Here is a 24,069-nt window from a genome sequence, read left to right on the forward strand (position 1 = left end):
ATATGCTTGTTGTACCAGTTCATGAAGACCGAGATCGACAGGCTGATGCTGAGATACACCGCCATGATGATCATGATGCCTTCAATGGCCTGACCGGTCTGGTTCAGCGTCGTATTGGCAATCGAGACGATATCGGGATAACCGATCGCGACCGCCAGCGAGCTGTTCTTGGTCAGGTTCAGATACTGGCTGGTCATCGGCGGGATGATCACGCGCAGCGACTGGGGCAGCACAATCAGACGCAGCGTCTGGCTGCGACTGAGGCCCAGAGCACTCGCCGCTTCCCATTGGCCGTAGTTGACCGCCTGGATGCCGGAACGCACCACTTCCGCAATGAAGCCCGCCGTATAGAGCACGAGACCGAACAGCAGCGCGGCGAATTCCGGCGACAGCGTGGCGCCACCGACAAAGTTGAAGCCCTGCAGCTTCGGCACATCGAGTTCCCAGGGCGCGCCGCCGATCAGCCAGCCGAGCACCGGCATGCCGATCAGCAGCAGGATGCCGCCACGATAGACCGGGAAGGCCTTGCCGGTGGCGTCCTGCCGCCGCCTGGCCAGGTTGACCATGATGAAGATCAGCACGAAGGCCAGCATGAAACCGATGGCCGCAAGGTCGAAGGCGAAGTGATCGGTCGGTGCCGGCACCTTGACGCCGCGGTTCGACATGAACACGCCGGGCATGACGTTCAACGCCTGGCGCGGCCCCGGCAGCGTTTCGGTGATGATGGCGTACCAGAAGAACAACTGCAGCAGCAGCGGGACGTTGCGGATCACCTCGACATAGATCATCGAAAGCTTGGCGATCAGCCAGTTCTTCGACAGGCGCGCGATGCCGACGATCGTGCCGATAATGGTGGCGAGAATAACTCCGACGACCGCCACGCGGATGGTGTTCAGGATGCCGACCAGAACGGCGCGGGCGTAGGTATTCTCCGGCCCGTATGCGATCGGCGATTCGCCGATGGCGAAACCTGACTCGCGGCCCAGAAAGTCAAAGCCGGTCGAGATATTGCGGATGGAAAGGTTGTGCAGCGTGTTGCTGACGAGGAACCAGCCGATGATACCTACCAGCGCAACGGCAACGACCTGATAGACGACGGAACGGACGTCCGGATCATTCCAACTCAGACGCCGCGGCGGCGCGGACTGCGCGCCGTTTACTCGAGGATCTGCCATGTGCCCCCCATGGCTGAGAGAAACTGAATACGCGTCGGGAAGCGATGGCTGGCGGTGCCCTGTACACCGCCAGCCACGCCTTACGTCTTAGCGGATCGGCCAGGCGTACATCAGGCCGCCCTGGGTCCACAGCGCGTTCACGCCGCGATCCAGCTTCAGGGCGCTGCCCTTGCCGACGTTGCGCTCGAAGCTTTCGCCGTAGTTACCGACCTGCTTGATGATGTTGTAGGCCCACTTCTCGTCGAGCCCGAGCGCCTTGCCGGCACCCGGGGTGACACCCAGGATGCGCTTGACGTTCGGATTGTCGCTCTTGAGCATCTCATCGACATTCTTCGACGTGATGCCGTATTCCTCGGCCTCGATCATGGCATTGAGAGCCCAGCGGACCACGACCAGCCAGGTATCGTCGCCCTGGCGGACCATCGGGCCGAGCGGCTCCTTCGAGATCACTTCCGGCAGGATCACGTGATCGTCCGGATTCGGCAGCTGGGTCGCGCGGGTTGAGGCGAGGCCCGAGATGTCGGTGGTATAGACGTCGCAGCGGCCGGCCGCATAGGCGCCCACCACTTCATCGAGCTTCTCGATCACGACCGGCTTGAAGGTCAGCTTGTTGGCGCGGAAGTAATCGGCAAGGTTCAGTTCGGTCGTGGTGCCCGGCTGCACGCAAACGGTGGCGCCGTTCAGTTCCTTGGCGCTCTTCACGCCAAGCTTCTTGGTCACGATGAAGCCCTGGCCGTCGTAGTAGTTCACACCGGCGCCGATCAGGCCCAGCGACGCGTCGCGGGTCAGGGTCTGCGTGGTGTTGCGGGCGAGCAGGTCGACTTCACCCGACTGCAGAGCGGTGAAGCGCTGCTGCGCGGTCAGCGGGGTGTGCTTGACCTTGTTGGCATCGCCGAACATGGCGGCGGCGACGGCACGGCAAAGATCGACGTCGATGCCCTTCATTTCGCCCTTGGTGTCCGGCGCACCGAAACCGCCGACGCTGCCGTTCATACCGCATTGGACAAAGCCCTTCGCCTTGACCGCATCGAAGGTGGCGCCAGCCTGAGCGCCCTGTGCGACGAACACGAGCGCCGCTGCGGCAGCGGCCGTTGCAAGAAGTTTCATTGGTATTACCCTTCCCTGTTGTGACTGGTTCCACCTTGAGCAGAACTGACTAAAATTATCACGACGCTGTAAAAATCGGCAAGACAAGCTCAGTTATCCACAGGACAGCCGCGTAACGGGCCGCCTTGCCGATGGTGACCACTATCAAAAATCGGGCCAATGGATAGCGCAGCGCCCCCGCAGCGAAAGTCAGAGGGTCACCGATCAGCGGAATCCAAGAGAAAAGCAGCGCCCATGCGCCCCAGCGGCGAAACCGGCCCTGGGCTTGCTGCATCTGCACTACGGTGATCGGAAACCAGCGTTTGTGCTGAAATCGCAGGCACCAGGCGCCCAGCAGCCAGTTAATTACTGCACCGCACACATTGCCGCTTGTCGCCACGGCAAAAAGAATTAGCGGCGGCGCCGCGTCCATTGCACGGGCGGCCGACAACGCCACTTCCGACGAGAGCGGAATCAGCGTGGACGCGAGGAACGACCACAGAAACAGGCCGCCGAGCGTCCCGGCCTGTGTGAATGCCTGTTCTATCACGGCGTCAGACTGTGAATGCGGTTATCCTACGACGGAAAAACTGTGGCATCCGGATCGCCGAGATCCCAGAGCAGGCCCGCCATCATCGCCAGCCCCTCGCGCATCACCGGCAGCAGGATGTGCTCGTTCGGCGCATGCTGCGAACAGGCGGCATAGGAGTGCGGCATCCACACCGTGGGCAGGCCAAGCGTTTCAGCGAACACCTCGTTGGGCAGCGAGCCGCCCAGATTGGGCAGCAGCGCCGGCCGGCGACCCATCGTCTTCTCGACCGAGGCGAGCGCGAAATTCACATAGGGATGGTCGGGATCGAGCCGCGTGGCGGTGAAGATGTCCGCCCGCGCCTGCTTCACCTCCACCTGCGGGAAACCGTGGCGGTCGAGATGCCGGCGTAGCGCTGGCAGGAACTGTGTCGAGTCAGGCCCGACGACAAAACGGATCTGGCAATGCGCCGTGGCGATGCCCGGAATCGCGTTGACCGGGAATTCCGGATTGCCGGTCTTGAAGGCCAGCACATCGAAACTGCACCAGCCGTAAACGCGCTCGGCCGGCGTCAGCCCCGGCTCGCCCCACCAGGTGTCGATGCGGGGGCCATCGCTGCCGCCGCCGACTTCGCAATCCGCCAGTGCGCGCTTCACGCCGGCCGGCAGTTCCTTGGGCACCCATTCGGGAATGCGGATCTGGCCGGTCGGGCCTGCGATACTGGCGATGGCATGCGCGAGAATAATGCCGGGGTCGGCCAGCAGACCGCCCCAGTTACCCGAGTGATGCGCACCTTCGCGCAGGTTGACGGTGAGGTCGAAATTCAGCGCACCGCGGGCGCCGCAATACAGCGTCGGCCGTTCCGGCGACAGGCGCGGCCCGTCCGAAGCCAGGAAAAGATTGGCGTTCCAGCGGTCCTTCTGCGCCTTGCAGAAGGCATCGAGGCCGGGTGAACCGACTTCCTCGCCGGTTTCAATCAGCAGCACGACATCGAAACCGAGCTTGCCGTTACGCGCTTTCAATACGGCGGCGAGCGCCGCGATGTTGACGGTATGCTGGCCCTTGTTGTCGGCGGTACCGCGGCCGTAGAGCTTCTCGCCTTCCTGCACGATCTGCCAGGGCGACAGGCCGCTGCGCCATTGCGCATCCTGGCCGCGGATCACATCGCCATGACCATAGGAGAACAGCGTCTTCGTAGCGCCGGCCTCGCGACGGATCGCCACCAGGAAAGGGCCGCCCTTCGGCGAGGGATTGGGATGCACGCTGCACTGGAAACCAAGCGCCTCCAGGCTGCCGCGCATTTCCTTTTCCAGATAGTCGGCCAGCGCACCGGCACGATCAGGATTCTGGCTTTCGGTCGGGATGGCGACGCGGCGGCTGAGATCGGCAAAGAAACCGCCGTCATCAAGATAGGCGGTGGCGGCATGAATGGCGGCGGCGCGGGTCATCGACTGGTCTCCGGAAATCCCGCTGATGCGGGAAACACACAACTCTCCTGGGCGAAGTCTTCTCTTTGGCGGAGCGCTTTGCAATAGTCGGGTTCCAGATTGGAGCCCGCCATGAAAGACGAAACCAAGCTTGCCGTATTGGGCCGCGATCCCGAGGGCCATAACGGCGCCGTCAATATCCCGGTCTATCGCGCCTCGACCATCCTGCAGCCGAGCCTGAAGGCGCTGGCGGAATCCTATTCCGACCGTGCGCAGGACAAGCAGGTCACCACCTACGGCCGCGTCGGCACGCCGCTGACCTATGCCTTCGAGAATACCGTGGCGGAACTGGAAGGCGGTTATCGCGCCATGGCCTACCCCTCGGGCGCCGCCGCCTGCTCCGGCGCGATCCTGAGCGTGGTGAAATCCAGCGACCATATCCTCGTCATCGACAACATCTACGGTCCGTCGCGGCAGTTCTGCGACACGGTACTGAAACGGCTGGGCGTCGAGACCGAATACTTCAAGACCTCAATCGATCCGGCCTCGTTCCGCGCCCTGTTCCGGCCCAATACCTCGCTGGTCTTCGTTGAATCGCCGGGCTCGCTGACCTTCGAGATGCTGGACGTGCCGGCGATTGCCGAGATCACGCACAAGCATGGCGCCAAGCTGGCGATGGACAACACCTGGGGCACATCGCTCTACTTCAAGAGCTTTAGTCATGGCGTCGATCTCTCGGTGCATGCGGCGACGAAATACATCGTCGGCCATTCCGATGCGATGCTGGGCATCGTGATCGCCAACAAGGAATGCTGGCCGGCCCTGCGCGATACGGCCCGCACCATCGGCGCCAATGCCGGACCTGACGAAGTCTATCTCGGTCTGCGCGGCATCCGCACGATGGCTGTCCGCCTGCCCCGTCATATGGAAAGCGCCCTGAAAGTGGCTGACTGGCTGCGCGGTCGCGACGAAGTCACCAGCGTGCGTCATCCCGGTCTGCCGCAGGATCCCGGCCACGCCTTGTGGAAACGCGACTTCCTTGGCGCCTGCGGACTGTTTGCATTTGAACTGCAGAAGAAATACAGCGATGCGGCGGTGGCCGAGTTCGTCGATCATCTGGAATATTTCGGCATCGGCTATTCTTGGGGCGGTTATGAGAGCCTGGTGTCGGTGCCCAGCATCAAGAATGTGCGCAGCGCCGAGGCATGGGAAGGTCACGGCACGCTGATCCGCCTGCATATCGGCCTGGAAGACGTGGGCGACCTGATGGACGACCTGAAGGCTGGCTTCGAGCGACTGAACAAGGCGCAGGGGTAATGGACATCCGCCTGCTGTCGCCGGCCGATGCGCCGGCGCTGCAAGCCTTCCTGGCGGCGCATGTCGCACAAACCATGCTGCTGCGCGGTAACCTGCGGCGCAGCGGGATCGTCGATGGCGATCAGCCCTGTCAGGGTCGCTATGCCGCGGCTTTCGAGGGCGATCGCATCATCGGCGCCGCAGCCCTGTACTGGAATGGCAACCTGATTCTTCATGCACCGGGCCATGTCGCCGAGGTTTCCCGCATTGCTGTCGGTGACCGTCGCGTCAACGGCATCCTCGGACCGTGGCAGCAATCACTCGATGCGCAGGATGCGCTCGGACTTGGCGACAGGCATCTGAAGCTGCGCTCGCGCGAAATCCTGATGTCCCTGCCGTTGCAAGATCTGCAGCAGCCGGCGCCGCTGCCCCATCAGAAACTCACCTGGCGCGTGGCGACCGCCGACGATGTCGACCTGCTGAGCGAATGGCGCGATGCCATGACGCAGGAAACCCTGGGCGACACACCGTCGCAGGCTTCGTTGCGGCAAAACCGCAGCGATGTCGAATGCTGGGTCGCCGGGGGCGACCAGTTTTTGCTGCTGGATGACGGTCGGCCGGTCTCGGGATGCAGTTTCAATGCCCGCCTGCCTGATGCCGTGCAACTCGGCAATGTCTGGACGCCGCCGGAATGGCGCAGCCGCCGCTACGCGAGGTCTGTCGTCGCCGGCGCGCTGGACCATGTCCGCAAGGCCGGCGCGACAACTGCCATCCTGTTCACCGACCGCGAGAATGCTGCAGCGCAGACGACTTACGCTGCGTTGGGCTTCACCCATATCGGGGACTATGCCATCCTGTTGTTCGCCGACTAGGGGAGCGAACACCATGAGCGATATTCTCACCACGCAGGCCGATGGCATCCTGACCATCACCTTCAACCGGCCCGACAAGAAGAATGCGCTGACCTCGGCGATGTATGCCACGCTGGCCGATGCGCTGGAGGCCGCCGATACCGACCCGGCCGTGCGCGTGATCCTGTTCACCGGCAATGGCGGCGCCTTCACATCGGGCAACGACCTGCAGGATTTCCTCAACAACCCGCCGCAGGGCGACAACACGCCGGTGTTCCGTTTCCTGCGCGCCATCAGCACGGCGTCGAAGCCGATGATCGCTGCGGTCAGCGGCGTGGCGGTCGGCGTCGGCACCACGATGCTGCTGCATTGCGATCTGGTCTATGCCGGCGAGAGCGCCAAACTCTCCCTGCCCTTCGTCAACCTGGCGCTGGTGCCGGAAGCGGCGTCGTCGCTCCTGCTGCCGGCCATGGTCGGCCATCACCGCGCTGCCGAACTCCTCCTGCTGGGCGAGGCCTTCACGCCGGCCACCGCGAAAGACTACGGCATCGTCAATGCCATCTATCCGGACGACAAACTGCTGGCCGAAGCCACCGCCGTGGCGCAGAAACTTGCCACCAAACCGCCGACCGCCATGCGCCTGACCAAGCAGCTGCTGAAGCGGACCAAGGGCGATGTGGCCGGCCAGATGGCGCAGGAGGGCGAGCATTTCCGCAGCCAGCTGAAATCGGCCGAGGCGCGCGAGGCGATAACCGCCTTCTTCGAGAAGCGTCCGCCCAAGTTCAGTTAGGCCAAGCCTATCTCACGCAGGCACCAGCCTGTTTCGTCCTGTTCGAGCCTGTTGCGTCCCATTCAAGGCCAGTTCCGTCCTGTTTGAGCCAGTTTCGTCCTGTTAGAGCCAGTTTCGGCCCGTTCCGTCCCGTTGAATCCCGCATAAACCCTTGGTGCTGTGTGCCAAGGTATTGATTTTCTTCTCCACGATGTCCAAGAGCGGCGGCATTGCGTCGATAGTCGTGCCTGTTCGCATACCAGGGCATTCGAACAGATGTTCCCTTTATAGGAATAATAACACATACAGCCATCCGGCCTCAAGGAGATATCCACCTCCCGACCGCCATATTTCAGGCTGGCTGCGCTATCGGAACATCGCCGCCTGCCATGGGTTGAGATGAGCCAACCCGAAGGAGGCCGATCATGCCGAACCGCAATCCGAGACAGGCAGATACACAGAAGCAGCCGCCCATCGCTGGCGGCAACCGCGATGTCGGCAAGGACACCGACGGCGATGGCCGGGTGGTTCAGCCGGGTCATGTGGCCGGCGACGTCGACGGCGATCGCCAGCGAAAAGCCCAGTCTGGCAAGCAGCAGTCAGGCAGTTCTGTCGGCAAGGATACAGACGGCGACGGCCGTGGTGTCCAGCCGGGCCGCAAGCCAGGCGAAATCGACGGCGACCGCCAGCAGAAACACTGACGACGCCCAGTCGTGAGTGAAAAAGGCCCGCCAGTTTCCGCTGGCGGGCCTTTCGATTCAATGCGCGACGCTGATACGGGCGTGTCTTGCTTCCGGCATCAGGCGACGGAAATCCTCGCCTTTCACATGCACCAGCGTGCAGTGATCGCCGCCCTCGAAATAGAGATCCGCCATCGCGTCGAGACGGCGGTCGATCACCACCTCCACGCCATAGGCATCGCCCAGCGGCGGCAGGGCGCCGCGGGCGCAATCGGTGAACAGCGTCATGATGTCACTTTCGCTGGCCAGACCGACCGGCCGCTTCACGGCCTTCGACAGTTTGGCCAGTTCGACATCGCAGGACGCCGGAACCGCAGCCAGCATGAAGCCGTCGTCGTCCTCCAGCAGAACAGCCTTCACCACACAGGCTTCCGGCAGGCCCGCGCAATGGGCCGCCTCACGCATCGTCGCCACGCTGGCATGTTCGACAAGTTTATAAGGAACGGATTCCCGCTCAAGATATTGCTGCAGGCTGTTTGCAAGTGCCATGACACCCTCCTCTGGCTAGGGTCTGTACAGGCTATCGCCATCATGCCGGCCGGCATAATGACAAAATGGAGACCGGAATTTTCCGTGGCAGAACGCGCAATTACAACGCGCGGCAATCGCGGCAGACGCCGACCACTTCGATGGTCTGGCGTTCGACCTGGAAACCAAGCGCGCGTGCATCCTGCTGGATACGGTTGCCCAGTTCCGGATCGTTGATCTCGGTGGCCACGCCGCACTGGCGGCAAATGAAAATTTCCTGCTGCACGGCATGGCCCGGTTCGGTGCAGCCGATAAACGCATTCAGGCTTTCAACCCGATGCACCAGCCCCTGTTCCACCAGGAAATCCAGCGCCCGGTAGACCGTGGGCGGCGCCACCTTCTGGCCGTCACCGCCAAGCTGCGCCAGCAGATCGTAGGCACCGGCGGGTTTGTGGCTCTGCCAGATCAGTTCCAGCACGCGACGGCGGATCGGCGTCAGTTTTGCACCGGTGGCATGGCAATGGCTCTCGGCCGCCGCCAGCGCGTCGGCGATGCAGACGGTGTGGTCGTGGCCATGGCTGTGAGACTGCTGATGGGCGTGGCTGGACATGGCAGCCATTATAGGGCGGCCCCACCGGACCGCCAATGCCTGCTATTCCGCGAGAAATTGCGCGATCAGCGCGATCTGTTCGGCCGTATCCAGAGCCGGGGCATGGCCCACGCCGGGAATATCGATCCGGCGCGCTTTCGGGCCGCGCCGGGTCATCTCGGCGGCCGTCTCTTCGGCCAGCAGATCGGACACCGCACCGCGCAGCAGCAGGGTTTTCGCCGCGATCTGATCGTAGAGCGGCCAGGCATCGCCGGTCGCCGTCGCAGCCTGGCGCCCCAGCACGGCGGCGATCTGCGGATCGTAATGCGGCGTCAGCCGGCCATCGGGCAGACGGCGTGCCGAGGTTTCCGCCAGCTTGCGCCAGCCGGCGTCACTCGCGATCCCGAAAGGTGCATAGATGGTGCGGAAATACTGTTCCAGTTCCGGCAGGCTGGCGAAGGTCGGCGGCGATCCGGCGTAAGTCAGGATGCGGCTGACCGCGCCGGGCGCGATGGCGGGGCCGACATCGTTGAGAATCAGATGGCTGATGCGGTCTTTCAGCGCCGTGGCCGCCACCGCCATGCCGATCAGGCCGCCCATCGAGGTGCCGACCCAGCGCGCGGTTGTCAGTTCCAGCTGCGTGAACAGCTCAACGGCCTGCCGCGCATAGAAAGGCACAGTGTATTCCGCGTCAGGTTCCGGGCTCCATTCGCTCAGGCCACGACCGATGGTATCGATCGACAGCAGGCGATAGCGGTTGCAGAGCGCGGCGGCCAGATCGTCGAAGTCATGCGCATTGCGGGCAAAGCCGTGCCACAGGATGACAGCAGGTGCATCCGCCCTGCCCCAGTCGAGGATACGGACGCTACGGCCAGCCAGTGTCAGGTAACGTGAGACGGGATTCATTTGCGCAGCTGCCGCAGTTTGCCGACGATGCCGACCGGGAAGAAATAGACGCTGAGCACGAACAGGATGCCGAGCCAGAGCAGCCAGCGGTCGGCATGGAACAGGTTCGGCAGCAGCGGGATGCCGGCGCTTTCCAGCATGCCGCTGAACTGGCCCATCAGCACCTGCAGGTAATTCTGTGCCAGGATGAAGATCGCCGCACCCAGAACCGCGCCATACAACGTGCCCATGCCGCCGATCACGACCATCAGCAGAATGTCGATCATGATGGCGAAGCTGAGTGTCGTATCCGGCCCGGTATAGCGCAGCCACAGCGCCATCAGCACGCCGGCCAGCGTGGCCATGCCGGCCGACAGGCAGTTGGCGATCGAACGATACACCACCACACGATAGCCCAGCGCCTCGGCGCGGAAATCGTTTTCGCGGATCGCCTGCAACACGCGGCCGAAAGGCGAGTTGACCACGCGCAAAGCCAGCAGGAACAGGAACAGGGCCGAGAAGAAGATCAGATAGTAGGTGAGAATCCGGCCGTTGATGTTGACGCCCAGCACCGGGTCGTCGAACAGCCGGAAGGCCGGCCGCAGCATTTCCGGAATCCGGTAGCTGCGACCGTCCTCACCGCCGGTGATCTCGTTAAGCTGCGACGCCAGGATGGCGAAGGCAGACGCCACCGCCAGAGTGATCATGGCAAAGAAGATCGCGCGCACCCGCAGCGAGAAAAGCCCGATCAGCAGCGCCAGCAGGATCGCCAGTATCAGCGCGATGACAATGCCGATGCCGAGCGCCGGCCAGGTGGCGCTGAAATTGTACATGGCAATGGCCACGCCATAGCCGCCGATGCCATAGAACATCGTATGGGCAAAGGACACGATGCCGGTATAGCCGAGCAGCAGATCGTAGCTGGCCACCAGGATGACGAAGACGCAGATCTTCGCTGCCACATTGAGCGGCTGGCTGCCCGGAAAGAGAAATGGCGCGAAGGCGAGCCCGATCAGCACCAGCCCCAGCAGAATGGCGAGCGGGCGGGAGCGCGGATAGTCGCCGGAGAGGATACTGTTGAGCATGCTCGCCCCCCTTACCGCTTGGCCACGGGATAGAGGCCCTGTGGCCGCCACAGCAGGATCAGCACCATCAGCAGGATGCTGCTGCCGAGCGCCAGCTTGGGCGCCAGGAATCCGGTGTAGTTGGCGACCAGCGCAACCAGAATGGCGCCGATGAAGCAGCCGCCGACCGAGCCCAGGCCGCCGATGATGATGACGATGAAGATCAGCACGTTGACTTCCATGCCCATGCCGGCGGTCAGCGTCTGGCGATAGAAGGCCCAGAGCACGCCGCCGAGGCCGGCCAGCGCCGACCCGGCGATGAACACACCGACGAACAGCCGGCGGATCCTGTAGCCCAGCGCCTCGACCATTTCGGCGTTCTCGACACCGGCGCGAATGAGAAGCCCGAGCTTGGTACGGTTCAGGATCAGGTGCATGACGCCGAAGACCAGCAGGCCCAGCACCACGGCGATCACGCGGTATTTCTCCATCGCTGCGTCGCCGATCACGATGGCGCCGCGCAGGCCCTCTGGCAGGCGCAGCGGGATCGGGCTGGCACCCCAGATCACATGGATCATCTGTTCGGCTACGATCATGCCGCCCATGGTGATCAGGATCTGCTTGAGATGCTGGCCATAGACCGGCCGGATCACCACGCGCTCGAAGGCATAGCCCAGCGCGCCGGTCACCAGCATGGCAACCAGAATGCAGGCCAGCAGCGCACCGACATTGAGCCAGAGATTCGTGCTTTCGACCCAGCCGGCGAGCGGACCGAGTGCAATGAGGCTGACATAGGCGCCGAACGAGATGAACACGCCATGGCCGAAATTCAGCACGTCCATCAGGCCGAAGACCAGCGTGAGGCCCGAAGCCATCAGGAAGATCATCATGCCCATGGCAAGTGCCGCCACGGTGAGCGTGACCCAGGTGGAGAAGCTGCCGACCAGCGGCAGCGCCACCAGCATCAGGATCGGCACCAGCAGCACCGGCAGGTAGTCGACGCGCACCTTGGGCAGCGTGGTGGAGGCGGTGTTCCCGGCAACGGCGGTCATTGATGCGCATCCATACTCAGGCCCAGCAGCTTCTGCTGCAGGGCGGCATCCCCGGCCAGTTCGGCCATCGCGCCACGATGCACGACGCGACCGTCATCCATCACTGCGACATGATCGCCGAGCAGCTTGGCGGCGAGGAAATTCTGCTCCACCAGCAGGATCGTGGCGCCGGTGGATTTCAGCTCCTTGAAGGCCTGCACCATGTTCATGATGATCGCAGGCGCGAGGCCCTTGGTCGGTTCGTCGATCAGCAGCAGGTCGCGCGGCTCGACGATGGCGCGGGCAATCGCCAGCATCTGCTTCTGCCCGCCCGACAGCACGCCGGCTGCCAGCGACCAGAATTTCTCCAGCGCCGGGAACAGGCCGAAGATCCATTTCAGGCGCGCCGGATCGAGGTCGCCGTTGCGCGCCGCCAGGATCAGGTTCTCGCGCACCGTGAGATCGGCGAAGATCGCCATATTCTCAGGTACGTAGGCAATGCCTGCTTGCGCGATCTCCGGCGTCGGCAGTTTGGTGATGTCGCGGCCATCGAAGGTGATGCTGCCCTGGCTGGCCTGCCACAGGCCCATGATGGTACGCAGGGTGGTGGTCTTGCCGGCGCCGTTGCGGCCGAGCAGCATGGTGAGCTGGCCGCGCGGGATCGCCAGATCGACGCCATGCAGAATGTGATACTGGCCGATATGGGTCTGCACGCCTTGCAGGTTGAGCAGGTTGTCGCTCATGCGGCGGCACTCCCGTCAGCCGGCAGGCCGAGATAGGCCTGCTGCACCACCGGCGAGGCGATCACGGCGGCGGGTTCGCCATCGGCCACCAGCTGACCGTTGTGCAGAACAATGATGCGGTCGGCCAGACTGCGCACCACGTCCATCTTGTGTTCAACCAGCAGCACGGTCTTGTCGCCGCGCGCCTTGATGCTGTGGATCAGGTCGAGAATGGTCGGCACTTCATCCACCGACATACCCGCGGTCGGCTCGTCGAACATGAAGATATCAGGCTCCAGCGCCAGCAGCAGCGCGACTTCCAGCTTGCGCTGATCGCCATGCGGCAAAGCGCCGGCGGTGGCATCGCGCTTGTCGAGCAAACGGACAGAGTCGAGCAGGCCGTCGGCCTTTTCGATCAGGTCGCGGCGATGGCTCCAGAGCTGCAACAGCTGCAGGCCCGCACCGGCACGGCTCTGCACGGCAAGCCGCACATTTTCCATCACGGTCAGGTTGGGGAACAGGTTGGTGAGCTGAAACGCACGCCCCATGCCCTGCTTGGTGCGGGCCGAGGCCGTCAGCCCGGTGACATCCGCGCCGCGCAGCAGCACCTGGCCGGAGGTGGCGCGCAGCTGGCCGGAGATCAGGTTGAAATAGGTGGTCTTGCCGGCACCATTGGGACCGACGATGGCGGTCAGCGTGCCGGGCTGGAAGGCGCAGCTCACGGCATTGACCGCGATATGCCCGCCGAAGCGGATCGTCAGGTCGCGGGTCTCTAAGGTCGGCGTGGCGGACATGTCTCTCGGATAAAGAAATGCCGCCGGGATGCAAGCACCCCGGCGGCGGTTTCAGATCAGCGCTTGTTGCGGATCGGCAGCGGCATGGCCGATTCCTGGATGGTCTGCACCAGTTCCAGAAGGTCGTTGTCGTCCTTGCCGTTCTTCTTGACCTTGAAGTGGTACATCTGCTGCAGGGCCTGATGGTCTTCCTTGCGGAACAGCATCGTGCCCTTCGGCGTGTCGAAGACCATGCCTTCCATGGCGGCGATCAGCTTCTCGGTATTGGTGCCGCCCGCCTTCTGTACGGCGGTGAGCGCGGCCGAGGCAGCGGCGAAGCCACCGGCAGTGAAGAAGTCCGGCGGATTGCCGTTATTGCGCTTCTTGTGCTCGGCCACGAACCAGTCATTGACCGGGTTCTTCGGGAAATCATGGTAGTAATAGACGGCGCCTTCCATGCCCGGATAGGGCTTGTAGCCCTTCATCACGGGCAGGATGTTGCCACCCGGCGCGATCTCGATGTTGAAGCGTTCCGGCTTCAGATCGGCGATCTTGGGCAGCGGATGCGGGCCGGCCCAGATCACGGCGATCACGCGCTTGCCCGGCTTGTCCTTCAGCGCGTCGAACATGCGCTGGGCCGAAGCCGTGAAATCGGTGGTCTGCTGCGGTGCGTATTCCTCGAACACGATCTTGACGTTCGGGCGGATCTGCGCGAGCGCATCCTTCATCGCCTTCACGCCATCGCGACCGAAGGCGTAGTCCTGCGCCAGCGTGGCGACGCTGACCTCGCCGCTCGCCGGGAAGGACGCGGCGCCGGCAATTGCATCCTGCGACGAGTTGCGGCCGGTGCGGAAGATGTAGCGGTTCCACTTTTCCCCGGTAATCGCATCGGCCACGGCGGGCTCGACGATCAGGATCTTCTTGTATTCCTCGGCGACCGGCAGCATGGCGAGCGCGCCGCCCGAACCGGTGGTGCCGACGGCCAGGTCGACATTGTCGTCGGCATAAGCCTGTTCCAGCAGCGACTTGGCCAGATCGGGCTTCAGCTGGTCGTCCTTGGTGATCACCTGGATCTTGCGCCCCTGCCAGGTCATGGTGCCCTTGGTCATATACTCAAGGCCCATCATGAAACCGGTTTCGGTCTGCTTGGCATAAGCCTCCAGCGGACCGGTCTTGCTGGTGATCAAAGCGATCTTCAGGTCGGCGGCCTGCGCCGACAGCGCCAGACCGGCGGTCAGTGCGGCGGCAAGGCCTGCGGTCTTCATCACGCGCTGCATGTCGTCTCTCCCTTGCGATGCGGGCATGGCGACGGAGACGCGAGTACTGCATGCGACATGCGCGACATTTTCGCTCCTCCCTCTGCTTGGCCCGAGTGGTCCCGGTGCCGCTGGCGGACCGCGCCCGCTGGACGGTCCACAAACATGACAGTTGATTCATGTTTCATAGATTTGTACTGTCCGGCCACTGGGACGTCAAGCTGCATTCCGCCACTCTGAAGCTGGACCGCATGCGGAATGTCCCGATGGACGAATTATGACAAGCGATTCATGGCCTACATGAACCAGAGGAAACGCGCCCTGCCCCTGCCTAAGACCGGCCGGGGCGAGCAGACCCGCCGCAAGATTCTCGATGCCGCCCAGCGCGAGATCGGCCGGCGTGGCTTTGCCGAGGCTTCCATCGCCACGATCACGGCCGAAGCCGGCGTAGCGCAGGGCACCTTCTACATCTACTTCCGCAGCAAGGAAGACGTGATGCGCGAACTGGTCCTGCATATGGGCCGCATGCTGCGCCACCATCTGACCGAGGCGACGACGGGAGCAAAAGATCGTATCGAGGCTGAACGCCTCGGTCTGCGCGCCTTCCTCGACTTCGTGCGCCGCAACCCCGATCTCTACAAACTGGTGGAAGAATCGCAGTTCGTGGACGAGAAGGTCTATCGCCAGTATTACACCGACTTCGCCAAATCCTATCGCATCGCGCTGGCCGCCGCCGAAAAGCGCGGTGAAATCACTCCAGGTAAAAATGACAGCGCCACAGAAGTGCGCGCCTGGATGCTGATGGGCATCTCGGTCTTCCTCGGCCAGCGCTATGGCCTGTGGGACCCGAAAGCGCCACTCGATCCCATCGTCGATGTCGCCTCGGCCATGGTTGCCGGCGGACTTGCGGCGAAAGCCACGCGCTGATGTCGGCGACGCTGCTGGATATCGCGGACGGCGTGGCGCGGCTGACGCTGAACCGGCCGGAGCGGCATAACAGCCTCGTCCCTGCCTTGCTCGACAGCGTGAATGCCGATCTCGACCGCATTGCCGGCGATCGCACTATCCGCGCCGTGGTACTGCAGGCGAGCGGCCGCAGTTTCAGCACCGGCGGCGATGTCGCCGGCTTCCACGCCGTGCCGCGCGGTCAGCGCCGCACGTATGCTGAAGGCCTGGTCGGCAGCCTGAATCACGCGATCCTCGCTCTGCTGCATCTGCCGATACCGGTGATCGGCCGCATCCACGGGCCGCTGACGGGTGGTTCGCTAGGGTTCCTGCTGGCCTGCGATCTGGCTGCGATCACGCCGCAGGCCTTCATCCAGCCCTATTACGCGCAGGTCGGATTCAGTCCAGATGGCGGTTGGACCGCCATGCTGCCGGCACGCATTGGTGCGCAGCGCGCCCGCGAAATCCAGCTGCTGAACCAGCGCGTCTCGGCGCAGGAAGCCCTGCAGCTCGGCCTTGTCACCGCCTGTATCGAAGCCGATGCGCTGGATGCCACCATCGAAGGCTGGCTGGAGAAGCTGAAAACCATGCAGCCGGCCAGCGTTGCCAGTACCAAGGCTTTGCTGGCCGACGACTGCGCTGCCGGACTGGAAGCCGAGTTGCGCAACTTCCTCGATCTGATCGACCGCGAAGACACCGAGGCCGGCATGACCCGCTTCCTGAACAGGGGCGCCTGACCACCATGCAGGCCGTGTTCGACATCGCCGCCCGCCGCGCCGAGCTGACGCCGAACAAGATCGCCTTCACCGAGGTCGAGACCGGTCGCAGCCTCACCTATGCCCAACTGAACGAGCGCGCCTGTCGTTTTGCCACCTGGTTGCAGGTCCAGGGCATCGGCAGCGGCGACCGCGTCGCCATTCTCTGCCTCAACACGACCGCCTTCTTCGAGATCCTCTTCGCCTGCGGCAAGCTCGGCGCCATCCTGGTGCCGCTGAACTGGCGCCAGCCCGCACCGGAACTGCTGCCAGTGGCGCAGGATGCCGCGCCCAAGCTGCTGATCCACGATGCCGAGAATGCGACAGTCGCCACCGCGTTGAATCTGCCGCTGCTGTCGCTGGCCGACTACGAGCAGGCCGTCGCCGCCAGCGCGCCCGGCAGCTTCGACACGGCTTGGCCGTCGGATCGCATCTGGTACATGCTCTACACCTCGGGCACGACTGGCAAGCCGAAAGCGGTGATCCAGACGCCGGGCATGGCCTATGCCAATGCCATCAACATCGGCCAGGCCACCGACCTGACTTCGGAAGACACCACGCTGAATTACCTGCCGCTGTTTCATACCGCCGGCATCAATCTTCATACCCTGCCGGTGCTGATCTTCGGCGGCAGCGTGCGGGTGCTGAAGAAATTCGAGATAGATCCGGTGATGGCGGCACTGCAGAACGGCGACTGCACGGCCTTCCTCGGCGTGCCGGCGATCTATCAGGCGATCAGCCTGCACAAGGATTTTGCGAGGGCCGATTTCAGCAGGGTACGCAGCTGGAGCTGTGGCGGCGCGCCGCTGCCCGCCACGCTGATTGAGCTATTCGCCAAACGCGACGTGCTGGTCTGCAACGGTATGGGCATGACGGAAACAGGCCCGACCGTATTCCTGATGGATCGCACTCATACCAAGGTCAAGATCGGCTCGGTCGGCAAGCCACAGATCCTGGCCGAGGTGCGCGTGGTCGACGATCACGACTGCCCCCTGCCCGCCGACCATGCCGGCGAATTGCAGATCCGCGGCCCCGGCGTCACGCCGGGCTACTGGAACAACGAGGCCGCGACAAAAGCCGCCTTCACGAAGGATGGCTGGCTGCGCACCGGCGATGTCGCCCGTCGTGACAGCGACGGCTACTACTATATCGTCGACCGCATCAAGGACATGTTCATTTCCGGTGGCGAGAATGTCTATCCCGCCGAAGTCGAGATCGTGATCTACCGCTTCCCGGGCATTCTGGAATGCGCCGTGATCGGTGTGCCGGACGAAAAATGGGGCGAAGTCGGCTGCGTCTATGTGCTGCCGCAGCCCGGCGCCAGTGTCGATCCTGAGGCCCTGCGCGCCTATTGCCGCGAGAACCTCGCCGCCTACAAGGTGCCGAAGCATATCCGCATCATCGAGGATTTCCCGCGCACCGCCGCCGGCAAGGTGCAGAAGCATATCCTGCGTAGCCGTTTTTCCGAGAGCCCGTCATGATTTCCATGGTCCGCAGCCTCAGTCAGGCAGACTTCAACGCCTTTGCCGCGGTCAGTGGAGACAACAACCCGATCCATGTCGATCCGGATTTCTCGGCTCGCACCCGCTTTGGCCGCACGGTCAGTCACGGCATGCTGCTCTACACGGTGCTCTGGGGTCTGGTGCAGAAGCATTATCCTGGTGCGCGCCAAGTCACCCAGACCCTGATGTTCCCCAACCCGACCTATGCCGACGATCCGCACCGTTTTACCCTGAACGAGATCGCCGCCACCGACGGCCGGATCGTGCTGTCAACCCAGGTGACGCGCGTGACCGATGGCGCACTGACCCTGGACGGCCAGACGGAGATTGCGCTGCCATGAGCGACACCGTCAGCCACAAGGGCATGCGCGTCGGCGACTATGCCGAAACTCGCCGCAGCTATGCACTGGACGATATCGTCGCCTTCCATACACTGGCTGACGCTCCAGATGGCACGCCGGACTCCGTGCCCGAGCCGCTGGTCGGCGCACTGTTTTCCTATCTGCTGGGCGTCGAGCTGCCCGGTTTTGGCACCAACTACCTGAAGCAGGAATTGCAGTTCGTGCAGCCAGCCCCAGTCGGCGTGCCGTTGATCGCCCGCGTCGAAATCACGCGCCTGCGGCCCGACAAGCATCTGGTCGATCTGGCCACTACCTGCCGCGATGAAAGCGGCACCATCTATTGCCGAGGCCGGGCCCTGGTGCTGGCGAAGGATGTCGGGGCGTAATGATGCCGAGTGCCATGTATGTGGCCGAAACCGGTCGCGGCCAGCCGTTGGTTTTCCTGCATGGCTGGTCGAGCCATGGCGATTACTTCGGTCCGCAGGTCGAGACGCTGGCGTGCGACTTCCAACTGGTCATGCCTGATCTGCCAGGCCATCGACACAGCCCTGCCATGCCCGATGCGCTGAGCATCCCTGCCCTCGCCGCCGATCTGCACAAGTTGATCAAAGCGCGCGGGTTGGAGAAGCCGGTGCTGATCGGCTGGTCGATGGGCGCCATGGTGGCGCTCGACTATATCTCTCAGTTTGGCAGCAATGATCTTGCTGGACTGGTGATCGAGGATATGACCGTCAAGATCACCAATGAACCCGGCTGGCGCTTCGGCATTCGCAACGGCTTCGACTCCGCGCAGAGTACAGCCGCCGTAACGGCGATGCGCGAGGACTGGGCCGGCTACAGTCAGAATGCCATGCCGCGACTGTTCGCCCGCAGCTATATGCCGGAGGCCAAGTTCGGGGACTGGATCTCGACCGAGATCGCGCGCAACGACGGTGCCGCCATGGCCGCCCTCTGGCAATCGATGGCCGAACAGGATTATCGTACGCTGCTGCCTACACTGACACTCCCAGTGCTGATCCTGCATGGCGGCGAGAGCCAATTGTATGAGCCCGCCGTCAGTCAGTGGATGGCGGCCAACATTCCGGGCGCACGCCGTTGCTGTTTCGACAATGCCGGGCACAGCCCGCATCTTGAAGTCCCCGCAGCTTATAACCGCACACTGGTCGATTTCGTCGCGTCCCTGTCATTCAAGTCCCTGTGATCCCTCCGGCTTCCGCCGGAAGCTGTAACGACCATCACTTGCCGCGCCTCACGCAAAAGCGGAAGGATCACCGCGGTCCTGCAGGAGGGCAACACAATGACGACACACTGGTTGCATGGCTGGCGACTGACGGCGCTGATGGCGCTGTTGTTGTCGCTGATGACGCTGGGCATCATCGGGTCGCATGATTTCTCCGTAGACGGAATCCGGGTGGCGATCCGCGCCACCGCACGAACTTCGCTGTTGTTGTTCCTGCCTGTCTTCGCCGCCTCCGCCCTGGTCCGCCTGCAGCCGAACGACGTGACGCGCTGGCTGCACCGCAACCGGCGCTATCTCGGCGTCTCTTTCGCTGCCTCACATATCCTGCATGCGATGGCGATCATCGCTTTTGCCGTCACCGATCCGGCACTGTTCAACAGCATGACCGGCATGGGGACTCTCATCACCGGCGGACTGGCTTATCTGTTCATCCTCGCCATGGCCGCCACGTCGTTTGATGGCGCGGTGCGCTGGCTGGGGGTGCGCAACTGGCGGGCCCTGCACTGGTGCGGCAGCTGGTATATCGCCATCTCGTTTGTGATCACCAATGCCAAGCGCACGCCCGATATGCCCGTCTATTGGCTGGCGGTCACACTCACACTGACGGTGATCGTGCTCCGCCTGTTCGACCGGTGGCAGCGCCGCCGGGCGGCGCGCATGGCTAGTATGCCGGCCTAGTCCGCAGCCGACGCACCAGCCAGGAAGCCAGCGGCCAGAACAGGATCACACAGGTCAGGGCGCCGAGGCCAGCTGCGATCGGCCGTTCAAAAAAGACCAGAGGATTTCCGTCTGCCTTGATCATAGAGGTGACAAAATTTTCCTCCAGCATGGTGCCCAGTACGACACCGAGAATGGCTGGCGCTACCGGGAATCCATTCTCCTCCATCACATAGGCGAGCAGGCCGAAGATCAGCGTGATAGTAACGCCGAAGACCGTGTTGTTGATGGCGAAGGCGCCCACCGCACAGAACAGCAGGATAATCGGCATCAGGATATTGCCCGGCACGCGCAGGATGTTGGTGGCCAACCGGATTGTCATCCAGCCCAGTGGGATCATGATGATATTGGCGACGATAAAGACCAGGAAGATGGCGTAGACGTTTTCCGGATGATTGAGGAACAATGTCGGACCGGGGTTGAGGCCTTTCAGATACAGCACCCCGATGGCGATGGCGGTGATACTGTCGCCGGGAATGCCGAAAACCATCGCGGGAATCCAGGCACCGCCCAGCGCGCTGTTGTTTGCGGCACCCGATTCGACAATGCCCTCGACATGCCCGGTGCCGAACTTCTCGGACTCCTTGGAGAATTTCTTGCTCAAGGCGTAGGACATCCAGGAGGCCATATCTGCACCCGCCCCCGGCATGATCCCGACCGCTGTCCCCAGCACACTGCCGCGCAGAATCTGCACTGGATATTTTTTCGTCAGCGCCCACATGCCGGCAAAGACATTGCCCAGCCGCTGGACGAGGACGCGCGCCGGCGGATCTATATTCACGACGAAGCGCAGGATTTCCGAGATGGCGAACATGCCGACCATCATCGGGATCATGCTGATGCCGCCCATCAACTCGGTATTGCCGAAGGTGAAGCGCGGGTAACCGCCTGGATTGTCGAGACCGACACTGGCGACCAGCAGGCCAATCAGCAGTGAGATCACCGCCTTCAGCACACTGTTGCTACCGATGAAGACCGCAGCCGAAAGCCCCAGGATCACCAGCCAGAAATACTCAAAGGAAGAGAATTTCAGCGCGATCTCGGCCAGCGCCGGCGCAGCGGCGATCAGCACCGCGGTGCCGAACAGGCCACCAATGGCGGAAAAGACCAGGCCAGCACCCAAAGCCAGTTCGGACTGCCCTTTCAGCGTCATCTGATAGGCTTCGTCGGTATAGGCTGCTGAAGCTGGCGTGCCGGGAATACGCAGCAGCGCGCCGGGAATGTCGCCAGAGAAGATCGCCATAGCGGTGGCAGTGACGATGGCCGCCACTGCCGGCACTGGCGGCATGAAGAAGGTGATCGGCACCAGCAGTGCAGTCGCCATGGTGGCGGTCAGGCCGGGAATGGCGCCGACGAACAGCCCGAAGGCCGCCGAACCGACCATCACCAGCAGAACATAGGGATCGAAGACAAGCTTCGTGGCAGCAGCAGTAAGGGTCAGCAGATCCATAGTCGGCTCCTACCAATGCAGACCCTGCAGCAGCCCCCAGGGCAGCGGCACGCGCAGGAATTTGTAAAAGATGAGATGGATCACCAGGGTGGAGACGATCGCAACCGGCAGGATCAGGACCGGCCGAACGCCGAGCACGTAGAACAAGATCGCAAGGATCAGCGTGCCGGTGATGATGAATCCGAAGAATTCTGAGCAGAAGATGTAGAACAGCAGCGATGCGATCACGAGCAGGAAATTGATCGCATGCCGCGTAGAGCGCGTCCAGGCACCCATGACGACCAGTGGCATGCGTTCGCCGCGGATGCCGCGCCAGATCAGCAGCAGCGAGCAGCCGAGCAGCAGGATCGCGACCACCCCGGGAAAGGCCGAGGGGCCGACATTCTGACCCGGAATGGGCGGATACTGGCTGACCGTGACAAGAATGGCGACCGCCAGAAGTGCGAGCAGCAGCCCGCTCAAAGCATCATGAATTCGCATGGCACCAACCTGCAGAAAAGAAAGCGCCGGCGCGGCTCGGGACCGCGCCGGCTTTTACTGCGAATGACGGCTTATTTGGCGATACCGACGGCCTTCATGACGGTGCCCATGTCGGAATCCGACTTGGCCATGAACTTGGCATAGTCAGCCGGGCCAGCCCAGACGATGCCGAAGCCGCGCTGCGCCATGAAGTCCTGATATTCCTTGCTGTCATAGACCTTCTTGACGACGGCGGTCAGCTTGTCGGCGACATCCTTCGGCAGGCCCTTCGGGGCGGCGATACCGCGCCAGGCTGCCATGGTCCAGTCGCTGCCGGTTTCCGACTTCAGCGTCGGCACCTTGGGGAACAGCGCCGATGGCTTGGCGTCCATCACGGCGAGGCTCTTCACCTTGCCCGCCTCAATCAGCGCACGCGCCTCGGGCAGCGATACCGGCGCGATCTGCACGCCGCCGGCGATCATGTCCTGCAGACCAGGCGCCGCGCCATTGCTGGGCACCCAGGCCACATTGGCCGGATCGATGCCCTGATCCTTCAGCAGGCCGGCAATGGCGAGATGCCAGATGCCGCCCTGGCCAGTGCCGCTGGCCTTGAACTTGCCGGGACCACCAGCCTTCACGGCGGCCAGCAGCTCCTTCACGTTCTTATAGGGTGCATCGGCCGCCACCTGCACGCCGGCCGGATCGGCATTCACCAGCGCAATCGGCGTATAGGAGGTCGGGTTCAGTTCAGTGAGACCCTGCCAGTGCATCATGGCGATTTCGACCGTGATCATACCGATCGTGTAGCCGTCGGCCGGCGCCTGGGCGATGGCGGAATGGCCGACCACGCCGCTGCCGCCAGTACGGTTCACCACATTCACCGGCTGCTTCAGTTCCTTTTCCATCAGGCTGGCGATGATGCGCGCAGTGGCATCGGTACCGCCGCCGGCGCCCCACGGCACGATCATGGTGATCGGACGATCCGGAAAAGCTGCCTGCGCACCGGCAGCGGTAAGCAGCGCCGCACCTGCGACCAAGCTCGTAACAAGCGCCTTGAACCCACGCATGGAAATCCCTCCTGCTGATTGACGTTTCCTCGATGCCAGCGCGTCTTCTCAACCGCGCGCCGTTACACCATGGGCGTACTATCTCCCATCTGATATGTCAGAGCAACGTGAAACGAGAGGCTGTGCACCGCACTTTAGTGCGGTGCACACTCGTATCGCGGAGTGACAGGTATCGAGAAGTGACGGGTCAGGCCAGACCGTGGCTGCCCTGGCGCACATCAAGCCGCACGATGGCCTGTTCCAGGGCCGCGCGGTCGGTCAGGTAGTAGGTCTTGTCCTTGCGCGTCACCTGCCCGCCGTGCAGCAGATTGGCGAGCACGCGGGCGACCGTCTCGCGCGTGGTGGCGGCGCGGCGTGCGATCTCATGCTGCTTGGGCATGGGATAGATCATCCAGCCATCGTTGTTCAGCGGATCCTTGCGCGCCAGCTTGAGCAGCTCGCGATAGACACGCTGGATCGCGCCCAGCGTGGCAAGATCCATGATGCGCTCATTGTTGGCGCGGATGATGTTGGTGAGCCGCTTCATCACCTTCAGGCCGACCGCCGGCTCACGCGCCACCAGTCCCTCGAAGGCCTTTGGCGGCAGGGCAGCCAACCGGCAGGCGGTCTGCGCCACGACGCTGGCCGAGCGGCGTTCGCCGTCGATGGCGGCGATCTCGCCGAAATAGCTGCCGGCCGAAACCAGCGCATAGGAAATCTCGCGGCCGTTACCGGAGAAGTTCACCACTTCCACCGTGCCGTCGACAACGAAATAGACATCGCGGCTGTCGCTGTTGCGGTCCAGGATCTGCTCATGGGCGGCAAAGCGGCGCCACTGGCAGGCACGTTCGACGTCGGCACGAGCGGCCGGGCTGAGGTCGCTCAGCAGGTCGATTTTTTCCAGACTGTCAGGCGCGGCGGCGCCAACGGCTGCCTTGGCCATGAAATCCCCC

General features: G+C 63.1%; 27 protein-coding genes. 11 read left to right on the forward strand and 16 right to left on the reverse strand.

Going from position 1 to position 24,069, the window contains the following annotated elements:
• The 4 genes from CTR53_RS17530 to CTR53_RS17545 form a co-directional block, all read right to left on the reverse strand.
• Positions 1–1,175 (reverse strand): amino acid ABC transporter permease (locus CTR53_RS17530; protein WP_290816458.1); only part of this gene is annotated, 1,175 nt, incomplete at its 3' end.
• An 87-nt stretch (positions 1,176–1,262) separates the two neighbouring features.
• A complete protein-coding gene (locus tag CTR53_RS17535) occupies positions 1,263–2,282 on the reverse strand; it encodes an amino acid ABC transporter substrate-binding protein (RefSeq protein WP_290816461.1) in 1,020 nt (339 codons plus the stop codon).
• Between the two features lie 58 nt (positions 2,283–2,340).
• A complete protein-coding gene (locus CTR53_RS17540) occupies positions 2,341–2,811 on the reverse strand; it encodes a YqaA family protein (RefSeq protein ID WP_290816464.1) in 471 nt (156 codons plus the stop codon).
• A gap of 26 nt (positions 2,812–2,837) precedes the next feature.
• Positions 2,838–4,238 (reverse strand): M20 family metallopeptidase, encoded by a 1,401-nt coding sequence (locus CTR53_RS17545; protein WP_290816468.1) that lies wholly within the window; start codon positions 4,236–4,238, stop codon positions 2,838–2,840.
• 111 nt (positions 4,239–4,349) lie between these two features.
• Between CTR53_RS17545 and metC the strand changes: the two genes are divergently transcribed.
• The 4 genes from metC (at position 4,350) to CTR53_RS17565 (ending at position 7,834) form a co-directional block, all read left to right on the forward strand.
• Entirely contained in the window at positions 4,350–5,534 is a 1,185-nt protein-coding gene (gene metC, locus CTR53_RS17550; RefSeq protein WP_290816471.1) for a cystathionine beta-lyase, read from the forward strand.
• A complete protein-coding gene (locus tag CTR53_RS17555; protein ID WP_290816474.1) occupies positions 5,534–6,385 on the forward strand; it encodes a GNAT family N-acetyltransferase in 852 nt (283 codons plus the stop codon). The genes metC and CTR53_RS17555 overlap by 1 nt, the downstream gene beginning before the upstream one ends.
• Before the next feature lie 13 nt (positions 6,386–6,398).
• Positions 6,399–7,154, forward strand: coding sequence for an enoyl-CoA hydratase (locus tag CTR53_RS17560; RefSeq protein ID WP_290816477.1), 756 nt, complete (start codon positions 6,399–6,401; stop codon positions 7,152–7,154).
• Positions 7,155–7,558: 404 nt separating this feature from the next.
• Positions 7,559–7,834 (forward strand): hypothetical protein, encoded by a 276-nt coding sequence (locus tag CTR53_RS17565; RefSeq protein WP_290816480.1) that lies wholly within the window; start codon positions 7,559–7,561, stop codon positions 7,832–7,834.
• A gap of 57 nt (positions 7,835–7,891) precedes the next feature.
• Here CTR53_RS17565 and CTR53_RS17570 read toward each other — a convergent pair whose 3' ends face one another.
• The 8 genes from CTR53_RS17570 to CTR53_RS17605 all read right to left on the reverse strand — a co-directional run bounded on the left by CTR53_RS17570 (position 7,892) and on the right by CTR53_RS17605 (position 14,682).
• Positions 7,892–8,362: an aminoacyl-tRNA deacylase gene (locus CTR53_RS17570; protein WP_290816483.1), complete on the reverse strand. Its 471-nt coding sequence runs from the start codon at positions 8,360–8,362 to the stop codon at positions 7,892–7,894.
• A gap of 100 nt (positions 8,363–8,462) precedes the next feature.
• Positions 8,463–8,951 (reverse strand): Fur family transcriptional regulator, encoded by a 489-nt coding sequence (locus CTR53_RS17575; protein ID WP_290816486.1) that lies wholly within the window; start codon positions 8,949–8,951, stop codon positions 8,463–8,465.
• A 42-nt stretch (positions 8,952–8,993) separates the two neighbouring features.
• Positions 8,994–9,836, reverse strand: a complete 843-nt coding sequence (locus CTR53_RS17580) for an alpha/beta hydrolase (protein ID WP_290816489.1) — start codon at positions 9,834–9,836, stop codon at positions 8,994–8,996.
• Positions 9,833–10,900 carry a branched-chain amino acid ABC transporter permease gene (locus CTR53_RS17585; RefSeq protein WP_290816492.1) on the reverse strand — a complete coding sequence of 356 codons (1,068 nt, stop codon included), beginning with the start codon at positions 10,898–10,900 and terminating at the stop codon, positions 9,833–9,835. The genes CTR53_RS17580 and CTR53_RS17585 overlap by 4 nt, the downstream gene beginning before the upstream one ends.
• An 11-nt stretch (positions 10,901–10,911) precedes the next feature.
• Complete coding sequence (locus tag CTR53_RS17590) at positions 10,912–11,931, reverse strand: branched-chain amino acid ABC transporter permease (protein WP_290816496.1); 1,020 nt, start codon at positions 11,929–11,931, stop codon at positions 10,912–10,914.
• Positions 11,928–12,653, reverse strand: coding sequence for an ABC transporter ATP-binding protein (locus tag CTR53_RS17595; RefSeq protein WP_290816499.1), 726 nt, complete (start codon positions 12,651–12,653; stop codon positions 11,928–11,930). Before CTR53_RS17595 ends, CTR53_RS17590 begins: the two co-directional genes overlap by 4 nt.
• Positions 12,650–13,426 (reverse strand): ABC transporter ATP-binding protein, encoded by a 777-nt coding sequence (locus tag CTR53_RS17600; protein WP_290816504.1) that lies wholly within the window; start codon positions 13,424–13,426, stop codon positions 12,650–12,652. The genes CTR53_RS17595 and CTR53_RS17600 overlap by 4 nt, the downstream gene beginning before the upstream one ends.
• Before the next feature lie 56 nt (positions 13,427–13,482).
• The gene (locus tag CTR53_RS17605; protein WP_290816507.1) at positions 13,483–14,682 is read right to left on the reverse strand and encodes a substrate-binding domain-containing protein; all 1,200 of its coding nucleotides are present in this window, start codon (positions 14,680–14,682) and stop codon (positions 13,483–13,485) included.
• A 270-nt stretch (positions 14,683–14,952) separates the two neighbouring features.
• On the opposite strand from CTR53_RS17605, the gene CTR53_RS17610 reads away from it, so the two are divergent.
• The 7 genes from CTR53_RS17610 to CTR53_RS17640 all read left to right on the forward strand — a co-directional run bounded on the left by CTR53_RS17610 (position 14,953) and on the right by CTR53_RS17640 (position 20,122).
• Complete coding sequence (locus tag CTR53_RS17610; protein WP_290816509.1) at positions 14,953–15,588, forward strand: TetR/AcrR family transcriptional regulator; 636 nt, start codon at positions 14,953–14,955, stop codon at positions 15,586–15,588.
• Positions 15,588–16,343 carry an enoyl-CoA hydratase/isomerase family protein gene (locus CTR53_RS17615; protein ID WP_290816511.1) on the forward strand — a complete coding sequence of 252 codons (756 nt, stop codon included), beginning with the start codon at positions 15,588–15,590 and terminating at the stop codon, positions 16,341–16,343. The genes CTR53_RS17610 and CTR53_RS17615 overlap by 1 nt, the downstream gene beginning before the upstream one ends.
• A gap of 5 nt (positions 16,344–16,348) precedes the next feature.
• The gene (locus CTR53_RS17620) at positions 16,349–17,842 is read left to right on the forward strand and encodes an AMP-binding protein (protein ID WP_290816513.1); all 1,494 of its coding nucleotides are present in this window, start codon (positions 16,349–16,351) and stop codon (positions 17,840–17,842) included.
• Complete coding sequence (locus CTR53_RS17625; RefSeq protein ID WP_290816515.1) at positions 17,839–18,204, forward strand: MaoC/PaaZ C-terminal domain-containing protein; 366 nt, start codon at positions 17,839–17,841, stop codon at positions 18,202–18,204. Before CTR53_RS17620 ends, CTR53_RS17625 begins: the two co-directional genes overlap by 4 nt.
• Entirely contained in the window at positions 18,201–18,590 is a 390-nt protein-coding gene (locus tag CTR53_RS17630; protein ID WP_290816518.1) for a hypothetical protein, read from the forward strand. Before CTR53_RS17625 ends, CTR53_RS17630 begins: the two co-directional genes overlap by 4 nt.
• Positions 18,590–19,405 carry an alpha/beta hydrolase gene (locus CTR53_RS17635; RefSeq protein ID WP_290816520.1) on the forward strand — a complete coding sequence of 272 codons (816 nt, stop codon included), beginning with the start codon at positions 18,590–18,592 and terminating at the stop codon, positions 19,403–19,405. The genes CTR53_RS17630 and CTR53_RS17635 overlap by 1 nt, the downstream gene beginning before the upstream one ends.
• A 96-nt stretch (positions 19,406–19,501) precedes the next feature.
• Positions 19,502–20,122: a ferric reductase-like transmembrane domain-containing protein gene (locus CTR53_RS17640; protein WP_290816522.1), complete on the forward strand. Its 621-nt coding sequence runs from the start codon at positions 19,502–19,504 to the stop codon at positions 20,120–20,122.
• On the opposite strand, the gene CTR53_RS17645 is transcribed toward CTR53_RS17640, so the two are convergent.
• The 4 genes from CTR53_RS17645 to CTR53_RS17660 form a co-directional block, all read right to left on the reverse strand.
• Positions 20,106–21,611 (reverse strand): tripartite tricarboxylate transporter permease, encoded by a 1,506-nt coding sequence (locus tag CTR53_RS17645; RefSeq protein WP_290816524.1) that lies wholly within the window; start codon positions 21,609–21,611, stop codon positions 20,106–20,108. The genes CTR53_RS17640 and CTR53_RS17645 overlap by 17 nt on opposite strands.
• A 9-nt stretch (positions 21,612–21,620) precedes the next feature.
• Positions 21,621–22,091 carry a tripartite tricarboxylate transporter TctB family protein gene (locus CTR53_RS17650; RefSeq protein ID WP_290816526.1) on the reverse strand — a complete coding sequence of 157 codons (471 nt, stop codon included), beginning with the start codon at positions 22,089–22,091 and terminating at the stop codon, positions 21,621–21,623.
• A gap of 71 nt (positions 22,092–22,162) precedes the next feature.
• A complete protein-coding gene (locus tag CTR53_RS17655) occupies positions 22,163–23,137 on the reverse strand; it encodes a tripartite tricarboxylate transporter substrate binding protein (RefSeq protein WP_290816528.1) in 975 nt (324 codons plus the stop codon).
• Positions 23,138–23,324: 187 nt separating this feature from the next.
• Positions 23,325–24,059, reverse strand: a complete 735-nt coding sequence (locus tag CTR53_RS17660) for a Crp/Fnr family transcriptional regulator (RefSeq protein ID WP_290816531.1) — start codon at positions 24,057–24,059, stop codon at positions 23,325–23,327.
• Between the last annotated feature and the right edge of the window lie 10 nt (positions 24,060–24,069).

The organism is Ferrovibrio sp., from assembly GCF_002796975.1.
Classification (GTDB): Bacteria; Pseudomonadota; Alphaproteobacteria; order Ferrovibrionales; family Ferrovibrionaceae; genus Ferrovibrio.

Coding starts and splice junctions, on each gene's coding strand:
- CTR53_RS17645 (WP_290816524.1), bottom strand. CDS start 21,611: ATGGATCTGCTGACCCTTACTGCTGCTGCCACGAAGCTTGTCTTCGAT.
- CTR53_RS17630 (WP_290816518.1), top strand. CDS start 18,201: ATGAGCGACACCGTCAGCCACAAGGGCATGCGCGTCGGCGACTATGCC.
- metC (WP_290816471.1), top strand. CDS start 4,350: ATGAAAGACGAAACCAAGCTTGCCGTATTGGGCCGCGATCCCGAGGGC.
- CTR53_RS17635 (WP_290816520.1), top strand. CDS start 18,590: ATGATGCCGAGTGCCATGTATGTGGCCGAAACCGGTCGCGGCCAGCCG.
- CTR53_RS17595 (WP_290816499.1), bottom strand. CDS start 12,653: ATGAGCGACAACCTGCTCAACCTGCAAGGCGTGCAGACCCATATCGGC.
- CTR53_RS17570 (WP_290816483.1), bottom strand. CDS start 8,362: ATGGCACTTGCAAACAGCCTGCAGCAATATCTTGAGCGGGAATCCGTT.
- CTR53_RS17650 (WP_290816526.1), bottom strand. CDS start 22,091: ATGCGAATTCATGATGCTTTGAGCGGGCTGCTGCTCGCACTTCTGGCG.
- CTR53_RS17660 (WP_290816531.1), bottom strand. CDS start 24,059: ATGGCCAAGGCAGCCGTTGGCGCCGCCGCGCCTGACAGTCTGGAAAAA.
- CTR53_RS17560 (WP_290816477.1), top strand. CDS start 6,399: ATGAGCGATATTCTCACCACGCAGGCCGATGGCATCCTGACCATCACC.
- CTR53_RS17575 (WP_290816486.1), bottom strand. CDS start 8,951: ATGTCCAGCCACGCCCATCAGCAGTCTCACAGCCATGGCCACGACCAC.
- CTR53_RS17615 (WP_290816511.1), top strand. CDS start 15,588: ATGTCGGCGACGCTGCTGGATATCGCGGACGGCGTGGCGCGGCTGACG.
- CTR53_RS17545 (WP_290816468.1), bottom strand. CDS start 4,238: ATGACCCGCGCCGCCGCCATTCATGCCGCCACCGCCTATCTTGATGAC.
- CTR53_RS17535 (WP_290816461.1), bottom strand. CDS start 2,282: ATGAAACTTCTTGCAACGGCCGCTGCCGCAGCGGCGCTCGTGTTCGTC.
- CTR53_RS17655 (WP_290816528.1), bottom strand. CDS start 23,137: ATGCGTGGGTTCAAGGCGCTTGTTACGAGCTTGGTCGCAGGTGCGGCG.
- CTR53_RS17605 (WP_290816507.1), bottom strand. CDS start 14,682: ATGCAGCGCGTGATGAAGACCGCAGGCCTTGCCGCCGCACTGACCGCC.
- CTR53_RS17580 (WP_290816489.1), bottom strand. CDS start 9,836: ATGAATCCCGTCTCACGTTACCTGACACTGGCTGGCCGTAGCGTCCGT.
- CTR53_RS17620 (WP_290816513.1), top strand. CDS start 16,349: ATGCAGGCCGTGTTCGACATCGCCGCCCGCCGCGCCGAGCTGACGCCG.
- CTR53_RS17590 (WP_290816496.1), bottom strand. CDS start 11,931: ATGACCGCCGTTGCCGGGAACACCGCCTCCACCACGCTGCCCAAGGTG.
- CTR53_RS17565 (WP_290816480.1), top strand. CDS start 7,559: ATGCCGAACCGCAATCCGAGACAGGCAGATACACAGAAGCAGCCGCCC.
- CTR53_RS17625 (WP_290816515.1), top strand. CDS start 17,839: ATGATTTCCATGGTCCGCAGCCTCAGTCAGGCAGACTTCAACGCCTTT.
- CTR53_RS17600 (WP_290816504.1), bottom strand. CDS start 13,426: ATGTCCGCCACGCCGACCTTAGAGACCCGCGACCTGACGATCCGCTTC.
- CTR53_RS17555 (WP_290816474.1), top strand. CDS start 5,534: ATGGACATCCGCCTGCTGTCGCCGGCCGATGCGCCGGCGCTGCAAGCC.
- CTR53_RS17640 (WP_290816522.1), top strand. CDS start 19,502: ATGACGACACACTGGTTGCATGGCTGGCGACTGACGGCGCTGATGGCG.
- CTR53_RS17610 (WP_290816509.1), top strand. CDS start 14,953: ATGGCCTACATGAACCAGAGGAAACGCGCCCTGCCCCTGCCTAAGACC.
- CTR53_RS17585 (WP_290816492.1), bottom strand. CDS start 10,900: ATGCTCAACAGTATCCTCTCCGGCGACTATCCGCGCTCCCGCCCGCTC.